At 63.2% G+C, this 19,739-nt stretch carries 17 protein-coding genes; 8 read left to right on the top strand and 9 right to left on the bottom strand.

Features of this window, described 5'->3' with window-relative positions; translation table 11 throughout:
- Position 1 precedes the first annotated feature (1 nt).
- Genes FDM28_RS08670 through FDM28_RS08645 form a run of 6 tightly spaced genes read right to left on the bottom strand, consistent with a single transcriptional unit; the run spans position 2 to position 5,980 of the window.
- The gene (locus FDM28_RS08670) at positions 2–490 is read right to left on the bottom strand and encodes a tripartite tricarboxylate transporter TctB family protein (protein WP_138514755.1); all 489 of its coding nucleotides are present in this window, start codon (positions 488–490) and stop codon (positions 2–4) included.
- 53 nt (positions 491–543) lie between these two features.
- A complete protein-coding gene (gene tfpB / locus FDM28_RS08665; RefSeq protein ID WP_138514754.1) occupies positions 544–2,328 on the bottom strand; it encodes a type IV pilus assembly ATPase TfpB in 1,785 nt (594 codons plus the stop codon).
- Entirely contained in the window at positions 2,325–3,083 is a 759-nt protein-coding gene (locus tag FDM28_RS08660) for a class I SAM-dependent methyltransferase (RefSeq protein WP_138514753.1), read from the bottom strand. Before FDM28_RS08660 ends, tfpB begins: the two co-directional genes overlap by 4 nt.
- Positions 3,084–3,089: 6 nt before the next feature.
- Positions 3,090–3,935: a TatD family hydrolase gene (locus FDM28_RS08655; protein ID WP_138514752.1), complete on the bottom strand. Its 846-nt coding sequence runs from the start codon at positions 3,933–3,935 to the stop codon at positions 3,090–3,092.
- Between the two features lie 22 nt (positions 3,936–3,957).
- Positions 3,958–4,731, bottom strand: a complete 774-nt coding sequence (lolD, locus tag FDM28_RS08650) for a lipoprotein-releasing ABC transporter ATP-binding protein LolD (RefSeq protein WP_138514751.1) — start codon at positions 4,729–4,731, stop codon at positions 3,958–3,960.
- The gene (locus tag FDM28_RS08645) at positions 4,724–5,980 is read right to left on the bottom strand and encodes a lipoprotein-releasing ABC transporter permease subunit (protein WP_138514750.1); all 1,257 of its coding nucleotides are present in this window, start codon (positions 5,978–5,980) and stop codon (positions 4,724–4,726) included. Before FDM28_RS08645 ends, lolD begins: the two co-directional genes overlap by 8 nt.
- Positions 5,981–6,040: 60 nt before the next feature.
- Between FDM28_RS08645 and FDM28_RS08640 the strand changes: the two genes are divergently transcribed.
- From FDM28_RS08640 to FDM28_RS08615, 6 genes are all read left to right on the top strand, one after another.
- Positions 6,041–6,985, top strand: a complete 945-nt coding sequence (locus FDM28_RS08640; protein ID WP_138514749.1) for a phosphoglycerate mutase — start codon at positions 6,041–6,043, stop codon at positions 6,983–6,985.
- 19 nt (positions 6,986–7,004) lie between these two features.
- Positions 7,005–8,720 carry a single-stranded-DNA-specific exonuclease RecJ gene (gene recJ / locus FDM28_RS08635; RefSeq protein WP_138514748.1) on the top strand — a complete coding sequence of 572 codons (1,716 nt, stop codon included), beginning with the start codon at positions 7,005–7,007 and terminating at the stop codon, positions 8,718–8,720.
- A 45-nt stretch (positions 8,721–8,765) separates the two neighbouring features.
- Positions 8,766–10,538: an ATP-binding protein gene (locus tag FDM28_RS08630; RefSeq protein ID WP_138514747.1), complete on the top strand. Its 1,773-nt coding sequence runs from the start codon at positions 8,766–8,768 to the stop codon at positions 10,536–10,538.
- Positions 10,535–11,476 (top strand): NUDIX hydrolase, encoded by a 942-nt coding sequence (locus tag FDM28_RS08625; RefSeq protein WP_138514746.1) that lies wholly within the window; start codon positions 10,535–10,537, stop codon positions 11,474–11,476. Before FDM28_RS08630 ends, FDM28_RS08625 begins: the two co-directional genes overlap by 4 nt.
- Positions 11,473–12,486: a transporter gene (locus tag FDM28_RS08620; RefSeq protein ID WP_138514745.1), complete on the top strand. Its 1,014-nt coding sequence runs from the start codon at positions 11,473–11,475 to the stop codon at positions 12,484–12,486. The genes FDM28_RS08625 and FDM28_RS08620 overlap by 4 nt, the downstream gene beginning before the upstream one ends.
- Before the next feature lie 78 nt (positions 12,487–12,564).
- Positions 12,565–13,329, top strand: coding sequence for an SDR family NAD(P)-dependent oxidoreductase (locus FDM28_RS08615; protein WP_138514744.1), 765 nt, complete (start codon positions 12,565–12,567; stop codon positions 13,327–13,329).
- Positions 13,330–13,385: 56 nt separating this feature from the next.
- Here FDM28_RS08615 and ppk2 read toward each other — a convergent pair whose 3' ends face one another.
- Complete coding sequence (ppk2, locus tag FDM28_RS08610; protein WP_138515221.1) at positions 13,386–14,282, bottom strand: polyphosphate kinase 2; 897 nt, start codon at positions 14,280–14,282, stop codon at positions 13,386–13,388.
- Positions 14,283–14,462: 180 nt separating this feature from the next.
- On the opposite strand from ppk2, the gene bktB reads away from it, so the two are divergent.
- On the top strand, positions 14,463–15,650 hold the full coding sequence (gene bktB / locus FDM28_RS08605; protein WP_138514743.1) for a beta-ketothiolase BktB: 1,188 nt from the start codon (positions 14,463–14,465) through the stop codon (positions 15,648–15,650).
- 25 nt (positions 15,651–15,675) lie between these two features.
- On the opposite strand, the gene FDM28_RS08600 is transcribed toward bktB, so the two are convergent.
- Complete coding sequence (locus FDM28_RS08600; protein ID WP_138514742.1) at positions 15,676–16,713, bottom strand: GGDEF domain-containing protein; 1,038 nt, start codon at positions 16,711–16,713, stop codon at positions 15,676–15,678.
- Positions 16,714–16,871: 158 nt separating this feature from the next.
- Here FDM28_RS08600 and FDM28_RS08595 point away from each other — a divergent pair, with 158 nt between their 5' ends.
- Positions 16,872–18,074: an NAD(P)H-dependent flavin oxidoreductase gene (locus FDM28_RS08595; RefSeq protein ID WP_138515220.1), complete on the top strand. Its 1,203-nt coding sequence runs from the start codon at positions 16,872–16,874 to the stop codon at positions 18,072–18,074.
- Here the strand turns inward: FDM28_RS08595 and FDM28_RS08590 are convergent, their stop codons facing one another.
- Positions 18,075–19,661 carry a methyl-accepting chemotaxis protein gene (locus tag FDM28_RS08590; protein ID WP_138514741.1) on the bottom strand — a complete coding sequence of 529 codons (1,587 nt, stop codon included), beginning with the start codon at positions 19,659–19,661 and terminating at the stop codon, positions 18,075–18,077.
- Positions 19,662–19,739: the final 78 nt, after the last annotated feature.

Raw genomic sequence — 19,739 nt, 5'->3', positions numbered from 1 at the left:
ATCAGGCGGTGAAGTACGCAGGCCAGACGGGGAACTGCAGCTTGAGGAGGAGGATGAAGGCAACAAAACTCAAGGCGGCCAGGATGGTGGCAAGCACTGCCACTTCCTTCAAGTTGTGTTCTTCACCGGCGTGGCTGGCGATGTAGGTGAGCAGGTAGATGCCCACGATCAGGCCCAGAGGTTTCAAGCCAATGATGGGCATGCCACCGATGCAGGCGCCGAACACGAGGTTGGCGGCGATGATGAAGAACAAGGGCTTCCAAGCAAACTTGCCTATCTTGTCGCCGTCAATGGTCTCCACCACCAGCGCCTTGAAGGTGATGGCGCCGCCCAGAATGGCCAGCAATATGCCCAGTGCCAAAGGAAAGTAGCCCGGGCCCATGCGGGCTCCGTTGCCGATGGTGTAGCCGCTGGCGCCAAACGCAAACGCGGCACCTACGCCCATGAACATCAGGCCCGAGAAGAAGTCTTTTTGACTTTTTATATTCACTGTTTGTCTCCAAATAAATCCAGCGGGCGATTCTGCCCCTAAATCAAACCGGTTTAGCCACTCATGGGCGGTGTGGCGGACATGACTTCCTCCATCACCGTGCCCCCTTCCGAGACCCGCAACGCACCTGCCAAACGCAGGGGCCGCATGCCATCGGCAATGGCTTGGCGGCGCAGGGCATCAGTGCCCGGCTCGCCACTCACCTTGGATTTGAAACCTTCTGAGACAACAAGCAATTCGTACAAACCCATGCGGCCCATGTAGCCGGTCATGCGGCAATCCACACAACCCACAGCCTTGTAAGGCTTGTAGCCGCCGTTGATTTGCCACGGTTTTACCAATTCGCCCAGGGACTCACGGGTGGCCTCTTCATCGCGCACCTTGCATTGCTTGCAGAGCGTGCGCACCAGGCGCTGGGCCAGCACACCCAAGAGCGTGGCGTTGATGAGGTACGGCGGAATGCCCAACTCCATCAAGCGCGTCACCGCGGAAGGCGCGTCGTTGGTGTGCAAGGTGGAGAACACCAGGTGGCCGGTGAGCGCGGCCTGCACCGCCATTTCGGCGGTCTCCAGATCGCGGATTTCGCCCACCATGATGATGTCCGGGTCCTGCCGCATCAGGGCACGCAGGCCTTGCGGAAAGCCAAAATCCAGCTGCGGCTGCACCTGCGTCTGGTTGAAGGAGGGCTCAATCATTTCGATCGGGTCCTCCACCGTGCTCACGTTCACCTCTTCGGTGGCGACACGCTTCAAGGTGGAATACAACGTGGTGGTCTTGCCGGAGCCCGTGGGCCCGGTCACCAAAATGATGCCGTGCGGACGCTTCACCAGCTGTTCCCAACGGGTGGCGTCGTGGCTACTGAAGCCCAAGGCGTCCAGGTCTTTGACCGCGTTGTCGGGGTCAAAAATACGCATCACCATCTTTTCGCCAAACGCCGTGGGCAAGGTGGAGATACGCATTTCAATTTCATCACCACGCGGGTTACGCGTCTTGATGCGGCCATCCTGCGGGCGGCGTTTTTCAATCACGTCCATGCGGCCCAGCAGCTTGATGCGGGCCGTCATGGCGTTGAGCACGCCCATGGGCATCTGGTAGACCGGGTGCAACACACCGTCGATGCGGAAGCGGATCACGCCCTGCTCGCGCCGGGGCTCCAGGTGGATGTCACTGGCACGCTGGTCGAAGGCGTATTGCCACAGCCAGTCCACCACCTGCACCACGCCTTGGTCGTTGGCGTCGAGCTGTTTGTTGCTCTTGCCCAGCTCCACCAGCTGCTCGAAGCTGGCGCCGTTATTGGAGCCCGTTTTGCTGGCCGCGCGCACGCTCTTGGCCAGCGCATAAAACTCGGCGGTGTAGCGGGTGATCTCCTGCGGGCTGGCCACCACGCGCTTCACACTGCGGCGGCTCTGGCGCTCGACTTCAGCCACCCAATCCGTGATGAAAGGTTCGGCCGTGGCCACCGTGATCTCGTTGGCGGTCACCACCACCGGCAGAATTTTGTGCCGCTCGGCATAAGCCGCGCCCATGGCATCGGCCACTTTACCCACATCGACTTTGAGCGGGTCAATCCGCAAATAATCCAGCGCCGCACGCAGCGAGAGCCATTGGGTGAGCATCTCAATATCCAGCGGCTTCTGGTCCGCCGCACGGCGCATGGAAACTGCCGTCAGGCGCACCAAGGGGTGCTGCGCGCTCTCGGCCTGCGAGCAACGCGCAATCGTGCGCACCGCCTCATCTTCGGAAATGACTTTGTCCTGCTTGAGCCAATCGACCAGCAGGCGCCAGTCCAGCGGGCCGTTGTGCGGCAGGGCTGCCGACTTTTTGGCGTGCGGGCTCATGACTTCACCGGCTTGAACACACGCACCCACTTGTCAGCCGGCAAGCCCCACTCGCTTTGGATGAACTCCGCGCGCTCCAACATCAGTGCCCGCTTGGGGCGGCTGGGGGTGCGCTGGGCCATGACCACCGTATTGCCCTCGCGGGTGGACTTGAAGGCCCAGATGGCGTCTTCGCCAAAGGCCTCGGCAATCTTGTCGACGCTGTTGTCAAAGCTGGAGGAGCGGCCGAACAGGTTGACCGTCATGCAGCCCTCTTCGGTCAGCGTGGCGCGGCAGTCGGCATAAAACTCGGCGCTGTCGAGCACCGGGGCTGCGGCCTCTTCGTCGTACAGGTCCACCTGCAAGGCGTCGACTGCGCCCAGCCATTTGTCTTGCTTGATTTCTTGCGACGCATCGGCCAGCACCACCTGCATGCGACTGTTGTCGGCCGGCAGCTTGAACCAACCACGGCAGGCATGCAGCACCTGCGGGTTGAGCTCGATGGCGGTGGTTTTCATCTTGAGTTCTTTGTGGCAGAACTTGGTGAGCGAGCCCGCGCCCAAGCCCAGTTGCAGTGCTTGGCGCTTGTTCAGGGTGTGGGGGTCCATGAACAGCATCCACGCCATCATGCGCTGGATGTATTCATGCACCAGCACCGTGGGCGCATCGACCAGCATGGAGCCTTGTATCCACTCACTGCCCAGGTGCAGGTGGCGGATGGGGCCTTCTTCAGAAAAATTGACTTCGGGGAGGGTAATGGGTGCTTTTCTTGCCATGGGGATTTATACCAGCAGCGCCCCCAGCTTCGGCAGGGCTTGCAGGCTGTTGTGTAAAGCCGCGGTGGCCAAAGCGTCCACGCTGATGCCCCGCAGCGTCGCCACGCATTCGGCAATGCGCGGCAACTCCGCCGGCGTGTTGCGGCCCTGCTCCATGCCCGCGGCCCGCTGCTCGGCGGTGGTGTAGAGCCAGTGCGGGGGAATATCGGGCGCATCGGTCTCCAGCACCAACGCATCCAGCGGCAAGGTTTTGGCCAAGTGGCGCAACTGCAAGGCGCGGTCAAACGTGACCGCACCACCGAAGCCCAGCTTGAAGCCGAGCTTGATGAACTCGGCCGCCTGCACCTCGCTGCCATTGAAGGCATGGGCAATGCCGCGCCAGCGGCCACCCGGCCCAGCCACCTCGCGCAGGTGCTTCAGCACCCGGTCTGAGGACTTGCGCACATGCAACATCACCGGCAAATCGTGCTTGCGGGCCAGCTTGAGTTGCTGGCGATACACCACCTCTTGCCGCTCGCGCAAAGGGCTTTTGCACAAGGCGGGTACAAAATAGTCCAGCCCGATTTCACCTACGGCCACCAAGCGCGGGTCGGCATGGTGAAGCGTCAGGGCCTCGTCCAGGGCGGCAAGGTCTGCATCCTCTGCTCCCGCCACATACAGGGGGTGAATACCCAAGCCGTAGCTGTCGCCGCCTGCATGGGCCAGCAGGCGCACGGTGTCGAAGTTGCTGCGCTCCACCGCCGGTATCACGCAATGCGCCACGCCGGCCGCTCGCGCCTGCTGGCGCACCACGTTGCGGTCGGCATCGAAAGAGCCGGCATCCAGGTGAACATGGGTGTCTATCCAGCGCATGGCGCGGCGGCTTGTGAAAGGCTCAGTCCACCAAACGGCCGGACACCAACTGGAGCTGCCGGCTACAGCGCGCGGCCAAGGTGGTGTCGTGGGTCACCAACACGAAGGCGGTGCCCTGCTCGCGGGCGAGTTGCAGCATCAGCGCGAACACACCGTCCGCCGTGCTGCGGTCCAGATTGCCGGTGGGCTCGTCGGCCAGCACACAGTCAGGGCGGGTCACCAAGGCACGGGCAATCGCCACGCGCTGGCGCTCGCCGCCCGACAGCTCGGCCGGGCGGTGGTGCATGCGGTGCTCCAACCCTACCAGCGCTAGCATTTTCATAGCTGCTTGCGCACATTCTGCGGGCGCCAGACGACGAATTGTCAATGGCATGGCCACATTGTCCAGCGCACTGAACTCCGGCAACAGATGGTGAAACTGGTACACAAAACCCAGGTGCTGGTTGCGCAAACGGCCTTGCTCGGCCGCCGAGCGCTGCGCCAGCGGCTGGCCCAAGAGCTCCACGCTGCCGCTGGTAGGCGCATCCAGCCCCCCCATGAGGTGCAACAAGGTGCTTTTGCCGGAACCGGAGGCGCCCACAATCGCCAGCGTTTCGCCACGGTGCACCTGCAAATCCACGCCTTGCAGCACGGTGACATCCAGGCGGCCCTCTTCAAACCGCTTGCTCAGGCCACGCACTTGCAGCACCACCTCGCCGGAGGGGGTCGCGGTGGCCGCGCCGGCTGTCAAATCTGCCACCTGCTGGTACTGGGCGGCGGCCAGCGCTTGCTCGACCGAAGACACGGGCTTATTCATAACGCAAGGCCTCCGCCGGGTTCACGCGGCTGGCACGCCAGCTCGGGTACAGGGTGGCCACAAAAGCCATCAACAAGGAAATGACCGCAATCGGAATGATGTCGCCCTGCTGCGGCTCACTCGGCATGCGGCTGATGAGGTAAATGTCTTTGGGCAAAAAGCTCGCGCCCAGCGCCTGCTCCAGCGCAGGCACGATCACGTCAATATTGAACGCCACACCCAGCCCCAGCAGCAGGCCGGCCAGCGTGCCGATCACGCCCACCATGGCACCCTGCACCACAAAAATGCCCATGATGCTGCCCGGGCTCGCACCCAGGGTGCGCAAGATAGCGATGTCGGCGCGCTTGTCCGTCACCGTCATCACCAGGGTCGACACCAGATTAAAGGCGGCCACTGCCACGATGAGGGTGAGGATGATGAACATCATGCGTTTCTCGACCTGCACCGCCGCAAACCAGCTGCGGTTCTGGCGCGTCCAGTCACGCAGCACCAGGTCACCGCTCAGGCTGCGGGCGAGCTGGTCGGCCACCTCGCGCGCCTGGTGCAAGTCTTTGAGCTTCAGGCGCACGCCACTGGGGCCTTCGAGCCGGAAGATGCGGGCTGCGTCTTCCCAGTGCAGCAGGGCCAGCGCCGAGTCGTATTCGTAGTGGCCGAAGTCAAAAGTACCCACCACCGTCATTTGCTTCAAGCGTGGCACCACGCCCGCCGGGGTGACCTGCCCGCTGGGCGCCACCAGCGTGACCTTGTCGCCCACCCGCACACCCATGCTGCGCGCCAGCTCGCCACCCAGCACCACCCCGAACTCGCCGGGCACCAGCCGGGCCAGCGCCTCTTGCTGGGCGCCAGTGGCAAAGTCGCTCACCTGGGGCTCAAGTGCCGGGTCGATGCCGCGCACCATGGCGCCCTTCATCTCCTCGCCACGCGCTATCAAGGCCTGTGCGGCAATGAAAGGGGCCGCGCCCATCACCTGCGGGTTCTGCTTGGCCTGGTCCATGGTGGTTACCACATTGGGCAAGGCCTGGCCGTCGGCCGCATACACCTCAATGTGCGACACCACGCCCAGCATGCGGTCGCGCACTTCTTTTTGAAAGCCGTTCATCACGCTGAGCACAATGATCAGGGCCGCCACGCCCAGCGCAATGCCCAGCATGGACACGCCGGAGATAAAGGAGATAAAGCCGTTGCGCCGCGTCGCGCGGCCAGCGCGGGTGTAGCGCCAGCCTATGGTCAGCTCAAAGGGGAGTTGCATGAATGGTGACAAAGTGCTTCGACGGGCGGATTGTGGCATCCATGCGGGACAATCCGGCGTATGCACACCCTTATTCCCTTCGCGGCACCGGCCGGCCCGCAATGCCAAGACGCGTTGGCCCGCCTGGAGCTGCCGAACCTGGCCCAGTTGCTCGAACTGCTCACCCCCACCCCGCCGCTGTTGGGCGCGGAAGATTCGCTCTCGCCCCTGTTTGAACGGGTGCACGCCAAAAGCCTGGGCCTGCAAGGCGCCGACGGGCTGCTGCCCTGGGCCGCGCTGGACGCACGCCAGCTGGGCCTCACCCGCACCCACGGCGGCGAGGACTGGGCCTGGATCACGCCCTGCCACTGGCAGATCAACGCCGACCATGTGGCCATGGAGCACCCGGACGCACTGGCTCTGGATGCTGATGAAATCGACGCCCTGCGCACCGCCATGCAACCCTACTTTGCCGAAGACGGCATTACCCTGCATGCGCTGAATCACAGCACCTGGCTGGCCCAGGGCGAAGTGCTGCGCGAGCTGCCTACGGCGGCACTGGCCCGCGCCTGTGGTGCCCGGGTAGACCAGTGGATGCCCCGCGCGCCGCAGGCCCGCAGCCTGCGCCGCCTGCAAAATGAAATGCAAATGCTGCTCTACCGCCACCCGGTGAACGACACGCGGGCGGCCCAGCGGCAGCTCACGGTGAACTCGTTCTGGATCAGCGGCACCGGCACCCTGCCCGAAGGCGCCTTGGAGAAGTCCGGCACCATGTCTGTCCACCACGACCTGGAAGCGGCCGCCCTGCGGGACGACGCCCACGCCTGGACCCAGGCATGGCATACGCTGGACGGCACCGTGCTGGCGACCCTGCTGCGCCAGGCCAAAGCCAACCAGCCGCTGGAGTTGACGCTGTGCGGCGAACGCATGGCCGCCAGCTTTGTGCTGCAAAACACCGCCTGGTGGAACCGCATCCAGCGCAAGTTCACCACCCCCACACCGGCCGGCATGCTGGCCACCCTTTGAGCGCAAGCGCTTTGAGCTTATGAAAATCGTTCCCCGCGACATTCCCCCCCGCGCCGCCTGGGCCCTGGAGCAAGCCGGCCTGCATCCGCTTTTGGCGCGCCTGTATGCGGCCCGTGGCGTCACTGGCAAAGACGAGCTGGACGACGCCCTGGGCAAACTGCTGCCCCCACAAGGCCTGCTGGGTGCCGACCGCGCCGCCGTGCTGCTGGCCGACGCCATCGCCCAAGACAAAAAGCTTTGTGTGGTGGCGGACTATGACTGTGACGGTGCTACCGCCTGTGCCGTGGCCGTGCGCGGACTGCGCCTGCTGGGCGCCCGCCATGTGGACTACCTGGTGCCCGACCGCGTGGTCGATGGCTACGGCCTGACCGCCCCCATCAGCGAGCGCGTCAAAAAATCCGGCGCCGATGTGCTGATCACCGTGGACAACGGCATTGCCAGCGTGGACGGCGTGGCCCGCGCCAAGGCACTGGGCCTGCAAGTGCTGGTCACCGACCACCATTTGCCCGGCAACGAGTTGCCGGCTGCGGACGTCATCGTCAACCCCAACCAACCGGGCTGCACCTTTGAGAGCAAGTCCATGGCCGGGGTGGGCGTGATGTTTTACACCTTGCTGGCGCTGCGCTCCGAGTTGCGCAACCGCGGTGTGTTTGATGCCGCCACACAACCCAAGCTGGACACCCTGCTGCCCTTGGTGGCGCTGGGCACCGTGGCCGATGTGGTCAAGCTCGATGCCAATAACCGCCGCCTCGTAGCCCAAGGGCTCAAACGGGTGCGAGCGCTCGCCATGCCTGCGGGACTAGCTCACCTTTTTATAGCAGCGGGCCGCAAGGCCGAGGTGGCCACCACCTTCGATTTCGGCTTCGCACTGGGGCCGCGCATCAACGCCGCCGGCCGTTTGAGCGACATGACCCTGGGCATTGAATGCCTGCTGACCGACGACCCGGGCCGCGCCGACGAGCTGGCCAAAACGCTGGACGGTATCAACCGCGAGCGCCGCGAAATTGAAGGCGACATGCGCGAGCAGGCCATGATGATTGCCGAGAGCCTGTTTGACGAAGGCGACGAGCCGCCGCCCGCCATCTGCGTGTTCGACCCCGACTTCCACGAAGGCGTGGTGGGCATCGTGGCCAGCCGCATCAAAGACAAGCTGCACCGCCCCACCTTTGTGTTCGCCGCCAGCGCCGCCGAAGGCAAAGAGCATGAACTCAAGGGCTCGGGCCGTAGCATTCCCGGCTTTCATTTGCGTGACGCGCTGGACCTGGTGGCCAAACGCTACCCCGGCGTCATCCTGCGCTTCGGTGGCCACGCCATGGCGGCAGGCTGCACCGTGGCCGAAGAATTTTTTGACGATTTTGAGAACGGCATGAATGAGGTGGCCCAGGAATGGCTGGACGCCGCCACGCTCACCCGCCGCATGGAGACCGACGGCCCCTTGGCTGCCGAATACCGCCGCGTGGATCTGGTGGACGCTTTGCACAAAGAGGTGTGGGGCCAGGGCTTTGCCGCCCCTACCTTCAGCGAGGAGGTCGAGGTCGTTTCGCAGCGCCTTGTGGGTGAAAAACACCTTGCGCTCAAGCTCAAGCACCAGGGCGAGCCGGTGGACGGCATCTGGTTCGGGCACACCGAGCCGCTGCCGCCCAAGGTCACGCTGGCTTTCCGGCTGGATGCCGACGAGTGGAACGGCGTGCGCCGCGTGCGCTTTCTGGTGGAGGCAGCGCAAACCGGGGCCTGAAAAGGCCCTACTATCTAGCCTGCCATTTTTCCAAGGAAAGCCGCCGTGTCCGACGCCGAAGGGGATTCTTTCGATCCCCAAAAACTCCAACTGCTCAGGCAATTCGGCTGGACCGTCGCATTTTTCTCTCTCGTTTACAGCGCCTACAGCTGGCACATCGATTACCCGCGCGGCACGCTGATCATGGCGGTGAACTGCGCCCTGCTCTTGGTCTACCAGCAGGTGTGCCTGCGTGTGACCACCCGCCGGGGCTACCTGTGGTGTGCCAACGTTTTTCTAGGTATCAACTGCTTTGTGGCGGTGCTGGGCAGCACCTATTTCTCCGGCGGGCTGTACTCCCCCGTCATCCCGTGGTTTGCGCTGGTGCCGGTGAGCGCCACGCTGATGTTCGGCTTCAACCGCAACACCCAGGCCTGGGTGGCCGTGGCCATGGCCTGCGTACTGGGCTTTAGCGCACTGGAATTTATGGGCCTGGAAGCGCCTGTGCTGTTTGACCACCGCTACACCGGCCAGTTCTTCGCGGTGTGCCTGGCGGGGTTTGTGCTGCTGCTGTTTTTACTGACCCAGATTTTCGAGATGGCCAAAAACCGCGCGCTGCAAGAGTCCTTGCAGCGCAATGCCGAGCTGCGGCTGGCGCACGCGCAAGTCGAGGCGGCGTACCTCGCCAAATCCCGCTTTCTGGCCGCTGCCAGCCACGACTTGCGCCAACCTGCCCATGCGCTGGGCATGTTTGTGTCGCGCCTCACCCAAACGGCTGGCCAGGTGCCCAGCAGCGACGTCGTGAACGGCGTGGCCGCCTCGGTCACGGCCATGCAGGAACTGCTGGACGAGCTGTTTGACTACTCGCGGCTGGAGTCCCAATCGGCCCAGCTGGAGCAGCGTCCGGTGCCGCTGGAAGACATTTTTGGGCACTTGAATCTGTTTTTCAGCAATATTGCGACAGCCAAAGGTCTGCGACTGCGCATCCGGCCCACCCGCACCTGGGTGCATAGCGACCCCATCCTGTTGCAGCGCATCTTGCTCAACCTGGTGAGCAACGCCCTGCAATACACCCAGCGCGGCACCGTGCTGGTGGCCTGCCGCCCGAGCGGCGATGGCAGCCATGTGCGCATTGAGGTGCGCGACAGCGGCATCGGCATCGACCCCGCGCTGCACGACCGGGTGTTTGAGGAGTTTTTCCAGGTGCAAAACCCGGAGCGCGACAGCGCCAAAGGCCTAGGGCTGGGCCTGAGCATGGTGGACCGCTCCTGCAAGCTGCTGGGCCATCAGTTGATGCTGGACTCCCGCCTGGGGCAAGGCAGCCGCTTTGTACTCACACTGCCGTTGGCACATGCCACCCCTGCTATACCCGCCCACTTGCCCACCCCGGACCCCACCGGACTGCAGAGTGACTTGGAGGGCCGCACCCTTTGGGTGATTGAAGACAATACTCTGGGCGGCCTGGCGCTCAAGAGCCTGCTGGAGTCCTGGGGCAGTACGGTGCACCTGTTTGAAGAGCCCGAGGACGCACTACGCACCCTGGCGCACACCTGCCCGCCCGACTTCGTGATTTGCGACTACCGCCTGCGTGACGGACACAACGGCATCCAGAGCATCCAGGCGCTGCGGGAGCGCTGCGGCATGGAATTGCCAGCCTGCCTGATCAGCGGCGATATTGAAGACGACCTGCGCACCACCGCCCAAGAGGCCGGTCTGGTGCTTCTCAAAAAGCCGGTGCAAGCCGCCAAGTTGCGCAGCGTGCTGCGCCACGGCCTCAAAAACCGGCAAAGCCCGGCGGTGGATGTAGCGCCCACCATATCGACCGCACTCGCCGCGTGAGCCTGCCTGCCAGCGCACGCCGTTTTCTGGTCGCATTGGGCCCCGCAGGCGCGCACACCTTGCACACCGCGCTGCGCAACATGCGCCACACCCCGCCCGCCGACTGGGTGCCTTGGTACTGCACCGACGCGGCCGGCCACGCACCGCCCCAGCATGTGGGGGTGCTGTCACCGGAGCGGGCCGCTCTGCTGCTGGCCCATTTGCCAGCTAGCGTGATGCAGTCATCCGGGGGCACGCCTTGCCTGCATTGGCAAACGCTGCATCACTCTGAGCCACAGCGCAGCGCCGCCTTGCAGCGCGCGCTGGAAATCTGGCAGCAGCAAGGGCTGGTGCATGGCTGGCGAGGCGAGCTGTTTGCGTTTTGGGCGCACGATACCGCCTTGCCACCCACAACCACCCCACCGCTGTTGCAGGTGGAACGCGCAGGCTTTCGCTTTCTGGGCATGCCCAGCCACGCTGTGCACATCAATGGCTTCACCCCGGAAGGCCGGCTGTGGTGCGGCCGGCGGGCACTCAGCAAAGCCACCGACCCCAACATGCTCGACAACGTGACCGCCGGAGGCCTGCCCGCCGGCGAATCCCCGCGGAGCTGCGCACTGCGTGAGCTGCACGAGGAAGCAGGCGCCGTCATCGACGACCCGGCCAGAGTGGTACCCGCCGGCACCATACGCACCGCACGACAGGACACCGGCGGTTGGCACGAAGAAACGCTGCTGGTCTACCACTGGGACTGCCCCACCGGCTGGCTGCCAGCCAACCAGGACGGCGAAGTGGCCGAATTCCTGTGCCTGCACGCCTTGGAGGTGCTGGAGCGCATCCGGGCCGGCGCCTTCACGCACGATGCGGTGGCCTCGCTTGCGCAGGGCTTGGGCTTGACACACGAGGCCGCTACCATAAGCCCTGCTTTTGACAACCCTCACCCGGCGCACCCTTCATGAACCTCCCCGCCAAAAACTACGGTGCCGATACCTCCGGATTGATTTACGGCTTCGTGTTTGACAAAGACGGCACGGCAACCCCTGCCGGGACGGATGACGCCTTGCGCTGGCTACGCGAGGCCAGCCCCGACACGGGGGGCTTTGTGTGGCTGCATTTCAACCTCTCGCACACCGCCAGCGCCAAGTGGCTCAAAGACCATCTTCCGCTCTCCGACCTGTTTCACGAGTCGCTGACCGACGGCTCCCGCTCCACCCGGGTGGAGATGGACGACGACATGCTCGTCGCCGTGGTCAACGATGTGCACTACGACTTTGCCTTCGAGCCCACCGACATTTCCACCCTATGGCTCTCGGTCGGCCCGCGTCTGGTGGTGAGTGCGCGCTTGCAGCCGCTGCGCTCCATTGACCGGCTGCGCGATGCGGTGCGCCATGGTGCCAAGCTCATGTCGCCGGTGGCCTTGCTGGTACACCTGATGCACGACCAGGGCGACGTGCTCATCCACATCGTGCGCAACACCACTGCCCGCGTGGATGACATAGAAGACACCCTGCTCGCCGGCCGCCTGGAAACCAAGCGGGCTGACCTGGGTGCCCTGCGCCGGCTGCTGGTGCGGCTGCAGCGTCTGCTGGCACCGGAGCCGGCTGCCCTTTTCCGCCTGCTGCGCAAGCCGCCGGAGTGGATCGTGGAGGAGGACCTGGCCGACCTGCGCCAGTCCACCGAAGAGTTCAACGTGGCGCTGAGCGACATGGCAGCGCTGCAGGAACGCATCAAATTGCTGCAGGAAGAAATTGCCGGCCGCGTAGCCGAGGCCAACAACCGCAGCCTGTTTGTGCTGACTATCGTGACGGTGCTGGCCCTGCCGATCAACATCATTGCGGGCTTGCTAGGCATGAATGTGGGCGGTATCCCGCTCGCGGACCACCCCCATGGCTTCTGGTGGATCGTGGCGCTCATTGTGAGCTTCACCGTGGTGGCCGGCTACATCGCCATGCGCCGCCACCGCGAATAAGCATTTTCAAAGCCTTTTAGGCCTCTAGCGCTCGTGGAATATGTGCAAGCAGCTCCTGAATTCATAGCAAATTACGCCATGTCCGACTCCCCACTGCATCTCTACATCGTGACCGGCGCTTCGCGCGGCATGGGCTTGGCCATGGCGCATGCGCTGCTGGTGCCCGGCCACCGGCTGCTGTGTATCTCACGCCATCACCATGCCGAGCTGCAAGCACAGGCTGCAACGGCCGGCATCCCCCTGGAGCAATGGACCGCAGACTTGGCCGATGGCGCCCCGGTAGCCGTCCGCCTGCGCGACTGGCTGAGCGCCTTGCCAGCGCACGCCGTGGCTAGCGCCGCCCTCATCAACAACGCCGGCGTGATCCCCGCCCTGGTGCCGCTGCGCGAAAGCGAGCCGGCCGATCTGGCCCACGCCCTGCGCGTCGGGCTGGAAGCGCCCATGCAGCTGTGTGCTGCGTTTCTGGGTGCGACCCGCAGCTGGGAAGGCCCCCGCAAGGTGCTGAATGTGTCCTCCGGCCTGGGCCGGCGCGCCATGGCCTCCCAAGCGGGCTACTGCGCCGCCAAAGCCGGCATGGACCATTTCACCCGCTGCCTAGCGCTGGATGAAGCGCTGGTGCCCCATGGTGCCAAGGTGTGCTCGCTGGCACCGGGGGTGATCGACACCGACATGCAAGTGCAGTTGCGCAGCGCCGATGCCACGCAGTTCCCCGACCAAGCGGGGTTTGACAACTTGCATACCCACGGCCAGCTCACCAGCCCGCACGACGCGGCGCAGCGGGTGCTGGCGTATTTGGCGCGGCCGGACTTTGGTGAGCAGCCGGTGGCGGACGTGCGCAGCTGAACGCACATCAGCGTCGCTATAAGCCGGGCTGCGCGTGCCCCGGCGCTTAGCCCGACTTAGTAGATTTCCGGCACGTACATCTCTGCAGGCACCGGGTGGCGCTCGTAATCCTGATGGCGCACCCGCTCTGGCAGCTCCACGGGCGGGTGAATGATTTCCTCGTAGGGCATTTGGCCCAGCAGGTGCTGAATGCAGTTCAGGCGGGCCTTCTTTTTGTCCACCGCCTGCACCACCCACCACGGAGCTTCGGGGATGTGGGTGCGCTCCAGCATGGCCTCTTTGGCGTGGGTGTAAGCCTCCCAGCGCACGCGGGACTGCAAGTCCATAGGGCTGAGCTTCCATTGCTTGAGCGGATCGTGGATACGGCCCAAAAAGCGGGTGTGCTGCTCTTCATCAGAAATGGAGAACCAGTATTTGATGACTTGGATGCCCGAGCGCACCAGCATCTTTTCAAACTCTGGCACAGTTCGGAAGAACTCTTCGAGCTGCTCGTCGTTGCAAAAGCCCATGACACGTTCGACGCCCGCGCGGTTGTACCAACTGCGGTCAAACAACACGATTTCGCCGGCCGCAGGCAGGTGGCTCACATAGCGCTGGAAGTACCACTGGGTACGTTCGCGGTCGTTGGGCGCAGGCAGCGCTGCCACGCGGCACACACGAGGGTTGAGGCGCTGGGTAATGCGCTTGATGGCCCCACCCTTGCCGGCCGCATCGCGCCCTTCAAAAATCACCACCACTTTGTGGCCGGTAGCCACCACCCAGTCCTGCAGCTTGACCAGTTCGCCCTGCATGCGGAAGAGTTCGCGGAAGTAGGTGCGCCGGTCCTGTTTTTGTTGCGCGCTCAGCTCGGGCCTCAGGCCATCGGCCAGTTCGTCCTGGTTGTGGTCGTCGAGCTCCATTTCCAGCTCTTCGTCATAGCTGTCCAACATGTCGCTGCGGATGCGACGGATCATTTCTTCTTCACTGGAACTCACGGGCAACTCCTGAACGGGCAGATTTTTAACAGCCTGAGGGTAGGCGCCTCTAATGTCAATTTCATGACAAAACCATGACCAAGCGAACCGTAAGATGCCTGTATTGCAAGCGGCGCACACTGGCTGCTGCACCCATTTTTATTTTTAGAGGAGCCTTGTATGTCCCGTGAAGTCGTTGTCGTCAGCGCTGTGCGCACCGCCATTGGTACCTTTGGTGGCAGCCTCAAAGACATTCCCCCCACCGACCTGGCAGCCCAGGTGGTGCGCGAATCCCTGGCCCGCGCCAATGTCGAAGGCAAAGACGTGGGCCATGTGGTGTTCGGCCACGTGGTGAACACCGAGCCCAAGGATATGTACCTCAGCCGCGTCGCCGCCCTCAACGGCGGCTGCGCGCAGGAAACACCGGCCTACAACGTGAACCGCCTGTGCGGCTCCGGGCTGCAAGCCATCGTGAACGCAAGCCAGAGCATCTTGCTGGGCGATGCCGATGTGGCCATTGGCGGTGGCGCCGAAAACATGAGCCGCGCGCCCTTTGCCAGCCTCAACATGCGCTGGGGCGCCCGCATGGGTGACACCAAGATGGTGGACATGATGATCGGCGCCCTGCATGACCCCTTTCACACCATCCACATGGGCGTGACGGCGGAGAACATTGCCGCCAAGTGGGGCATCAGCCGCGAAACGCAGGACGCTTTGGCGGTAGAGAGCCACAACCGCGCCCAAAAGGCCACTGCTGCCGGTTACTTCACCAGCCAGATCACGCCTGTCATGCTCAAGAGTAAAAAAGGCGAAATAGCCTACGCAACCGACGAGCACTTCCGCCCCGACTGCAAGCTCGAAGACATGACCAAGCTCAAGCCGGTCTTCGTCAAGGAAAACGGCACCGTGACCGCAGGCAACGCTTCCGGCATCAATGACGCCGCGGCTGCTGTGGTGCTCATGGAAAAAAGCGTAGCCCAGGCCCGTGGCCTCAAGCCGTTGGCCCGTCTAGTGGCTTACGCCCATGCGGGCGTAGACCCCAAATACATGGGCATCGGCCCGGTGCCCGCCACCAAGCTGGCATTACAAAAAGCCGGTTTGACGGTGAACGACCTCGATGTGATTGAAGCCAACGAAGCTTTTGCAGCCCAGGCTTGTGCAGTCACCAAAGATTTGGGCCTGGACCCGGCCAAGGTGAACCCCAATGGCTCCGGCATCTCTCTGGGTCATCCGATTGGGGCAACCGGCGCCTTGATTACCGTGAAGGCTTTGTATGAGCTGGAGCGCATCAACGGCCGCTATGCGCTGGTGACCATGTGCATCGGTGGCGGCCAGGGTATTGCCGCTATCTTTGAGCGCGACCGCTAAACGCTAATTACCAAGGTGGGCCTGTTCAGAACAGGTCCACATCCATTTCGTCCGCCACCTGCTCGACCAGTTTGCCCTCAGCTACCAGGGTCTGGTAGTTACAGACCTGGTTGCGGCCATGCTCTTTGGCGTAATACACCGCCTTGTCCGCGCGCCCGAAGGCACTGCTCGGCGTGTCATTGGGTAGCAAGGTGGACACGCCGATGCTGACCGTGATGGTGCCGACCTGCGGAAACGCATAAGCCAGCACCCGCTCGCGCAGGCGCTCCAGTGCGCCCTCGGCGTGGTCCGCACTGTCGCAGCGCATCAAAATGACAAACTCTTCGCCCCCAAAGCGGTACAGCTGGTCGTGAAAGCGGAAGTTGGTGCGCATCAGGCGGGCCATCAACAGCAACACCTCATCGCCAATCAGGTGGCCGAAGTTGTCGTTGACCCGCTTGAAGTGGTCAATATCCAGCACCGCCAGCCATACGCCGCCCTCAGGGGTCTGGTGGCGGCGATCGGGCATGTCATCGGGCAGCGCGGGGTTGTGGTCGGCCGTGGCTTTGAAAAAGGCGCCGTCAAAGGTTTTGCGGTTGAGTAACTCAGTGAGTGAGTCGCGCTCGCCATAGTCCAGCAAACCCAGCAGGTTCTGGTAGGTGAGCAAAATGCTTTGCAGCAAATCAATGGTGGTGGGGGTCAGCGGGTGGGGCGCTGTCACCTCCAGCAAGATCTGCAAGCCTTGCGGCGTGCCGATGGGCAGCACCACCTGGTAAGGACTGCCGGTGCTGGTGGCGGCGCGGCCTTTTTCGAGCGCAGTGGCGCGCAGGGGGAAGTCGCTCACATGGGGCAGCAAGCTCCAGTCCGACCACAGCACATCACGGGTGGGTTCGGTTTGGCCCGGCTGCAAGGCGGCCAGGGTGAGGCAGCGGCGCTCGTCACTTTCGCCCACGATGCGCACCAGCGTAGCGGCCTCCAGCGCAACGCCGGCACTGGTCAGCACCAGGCGCACCAACTCTGTGTCCAACGCGTCCCTGTCCCGCAGCCCGCCCAACGCTGCAAGGCTTTGCACCAAAACGTTCATGAAGTCTGTCTACCTTGTTCTTGTCATCATCGGGTCCCAACCACCGATTGCGCCAGATCTTGACCCACCTCAAACCACCCGTTGCTTGAGAAACCTAAGCTCTGCGCCTGTTAATCGCTGCCATCTTAGACCACACCATGAACGAACCCAAGCCTGACATGTCGTATTTGCCACAAGAATCCAACGATTGGTTGGCCCGCAGTGGTCTGGGCGCACTGAAGATCGCAGGCCGCCGCGTGCTGCCCATCGTGCAGGGCGGCATGGGCATCGGTATTTCGGGCAACCGCCTGGCGGGCAGCGTCGCGGCAGCGGGCGGTGTGGGCACCCTCTCCAGCGTGGATTTGCGCCGCCACCACCCCGACCTGATGGACCGCACCCGCGAACTCGCACCCGGCGACGAAGCCAAAGCCGGCATCAACGCCGCCAACCTGGAAGCGATTGACCGCGAAATCAAAGCCGCCCGCGAGCGCACCGGAGGCAAAGGCCTGCTGGCCATCAACGTGATGCGCGCCGTAAGCGAGTACGCCGCCAACGTCACCCGCGCCCTGGAGGCTGGTATCGACGCCGTGGTGGTGGGTGCCGGCCTGCCGCTGGATTTGCCTGATTTGGCCAAAGACCACCCCCAGGCAGCGCTAATCCCCATCCTCTCCGACGCACGCGGTGTGCAACTGATGGTGAAAAAGTGGGAACGCAAAAAGCGCCTGCCGGATGCCATCGTCATTGAACACCCCCGCCTGGCCGGTGGCCACTTGGGTGCGGCCAAAATTGCCGACCTGCAAGACACGCGCTTCGACTTTGAAAACGTGATTCCGCAAGTACGCCAGTTTTTCAAAGACGCGGGCTACGAGCAACACATTCCGCTGATTGCCGCCGGTGGCATCCGTACCCACGAAGATATTGCCCGCCTGCAAGCCTTGGGCGCTGACGGTGTGCAACTGGGCACTGCCTTTGCCGTGACCGAGGAAAGCGACGCCCACGCCGAGTTCAAGCGCGTGCTGGCCGAAGCGCGCGAAGAAGACATGGTGGAGTTCACCAGCGTGGCCGGCCTGCCCGCCCGCGCGGTGGGCACGCCATGGCTGCGCGCCTACATGAAGATCGAACCCAAGCTGCAAGCCGTGGCCCATGTGAAAAGCCGCTGCACCAAAAGCTTTGACTGCCTGGGCCAGTGCGGCCTGCGAGACGGACTGCAAGGCTGGGGCCAGTTTTGCATCGACAACCAGTTGGCCGCGGCATTGCGGGGCGATTTGAAAAAAGGCCTGTTCTTCCGGGGTGCGGGTCGCCTGCCTTTTGGCGACCAGATCAAAACGGTGCGTGAGCTGATGCAGCGCTTGTTGACACCCGGCTTGGCGGGCGCCCACTGATCAATTCAACAGCCGAGCATCCTGAAAATCGGAAGTGGCCATGTGACCGATTTTGAAGCGGTTGATGGTCTTCTTAAGGGCCTGCACCTGGTCATCCAGGTTTTTGGAGGCCGCCGCATTTTCTTCCACCAGCGCGGCGTTCTGCTGGGTCATTTGATCCAGCTGCGCAACCGCCTCGCCCACTTGCTGGATACCGGTTTTTTGCTCTCCGTTGGCCAAGGTCACATCGGACACCGATTGCCTGACCTGCTGGATGGAAGCCACCACCTGCGACACCGCCTGACCGGCCTGCCGCGCCACATCATTGCCCTGGTCCATCTTTTCCACGTTGTCCTGGATGATGGTTTTGATTTCCCGCGCAGCCTCTGCAGACCGGCCAGCCAGGGACCGCACCTCTGACGCCACCACCGCAAAGCCCCGCCCCTGCTCCCCGGCGCGCGCGGCTTCCACCGCCGCATTCAGCGCCAAAATGTTGGTCTGAAACGCAATCGAGTCGATGGTGCCGATGATGTCGTGAATCCGCTGGGACGACGCATGAATACCGCCCATGGTCTCCACCACCGCACGCACCAGTTTGCCCACCTCGTCCGCAGACACGCTGACCTGCGCCACCAGCTGGTTCGCGGCCTCCGTCGAGTCCGCTGTTTGGGCGACCGTGCCCGTCATTTCCTCCATCGCCGCTGCGGTTTGCTCCAGCGAGCTGGCTTGTGACTCGGTGCGAGCGCTCAAATCAAAATTGGCCGCCGCAATTTGCTGCGAGGCGGTGGCCACCGAGCCTGCGCTTTGCTGGATGCGCATCATCACATGCATCAAAAACTCTTTCATGGCATTGAGCGCGACCAGCATGTCGGTCAGCTCGTTGTTGCCATGGGCTTCAAACTGCACATCCAGATTACCCTTGCCAATCTCACCCGCTACCGATACGGCGACGGCCAATGGCTGCATGATGGACCGGATCAGCGCTACCGCGAGCGCAATACCCAGCAGCACCGCACCCCCGCCGATCGCCAAACTCCAGGTGTTTTGGGACTGGTTGCTCCGCGCAATCTCGTCAGCACGCTCTTGGGCTTGTGTTTTTTGCAAGGCCAGCATTTCCTGGATAGGCGCTTTCAGGGCATCGACAGCGGGCAATACCTTGTTGCGCAGCAGCCCCTGTGCCTCGGTCAGCTCACCCGCTTGCAACGCTGCACCGGCCGCCGTAAACGCGGTCACGAACTCCTGCCGGCGTGTGCGAATTTCCGCATACAAAGCCAGCTCTTTGTCGCCGTGCAGCATGGGCTCCAGCGAGGCAAACAAGCCATCAATGTGTTTCTTGAGGGTGCCTATGCGCCCTCGCACCTCGGCTTGGCGCTCCGGATCCACCATGAAAAGCTCGATAGTGTTGCGGGTGTTCTCTTTGGTGGCGCTGTCGATGGCGGCCGCCAACTCGAAGGTCACGTAATCCTGCTCCACCATGGCTTGCACGCTATGGCCGGTGGCCACGGTGTTGCGCAAACTGAAGCCGATGATCAAGACCATGGCCAGGATCAAAATGCCGTGCGAAAAAACAAGGCGATTGCGGACGCTGATGTTGTCCAGAAATTTCATATTGACACTCCCTGTTGAACCTACAAATTATTGGTATTTGTTTTGTTCTGTTTGCAAAAAATGCGCCACAGCGCGGTA

Origin of the sequence: Rhodoferax bucti (assembly GCF_005876985.1) — a bacterium.
In the GTDB taxonomy this organism is placed as follows: Bacteria; Pseudomonadota; Gammaproteobacteria; order Burkholderiales; family Burkholderiaceae_C; genus Allorhodoferax; species Allorhodoferax bucti.
The sequence above is the reverse complement of the archived record's forward strand: the minus strand, read 5'-3'. Positions and strand labels throughout refer to the sequence as shown.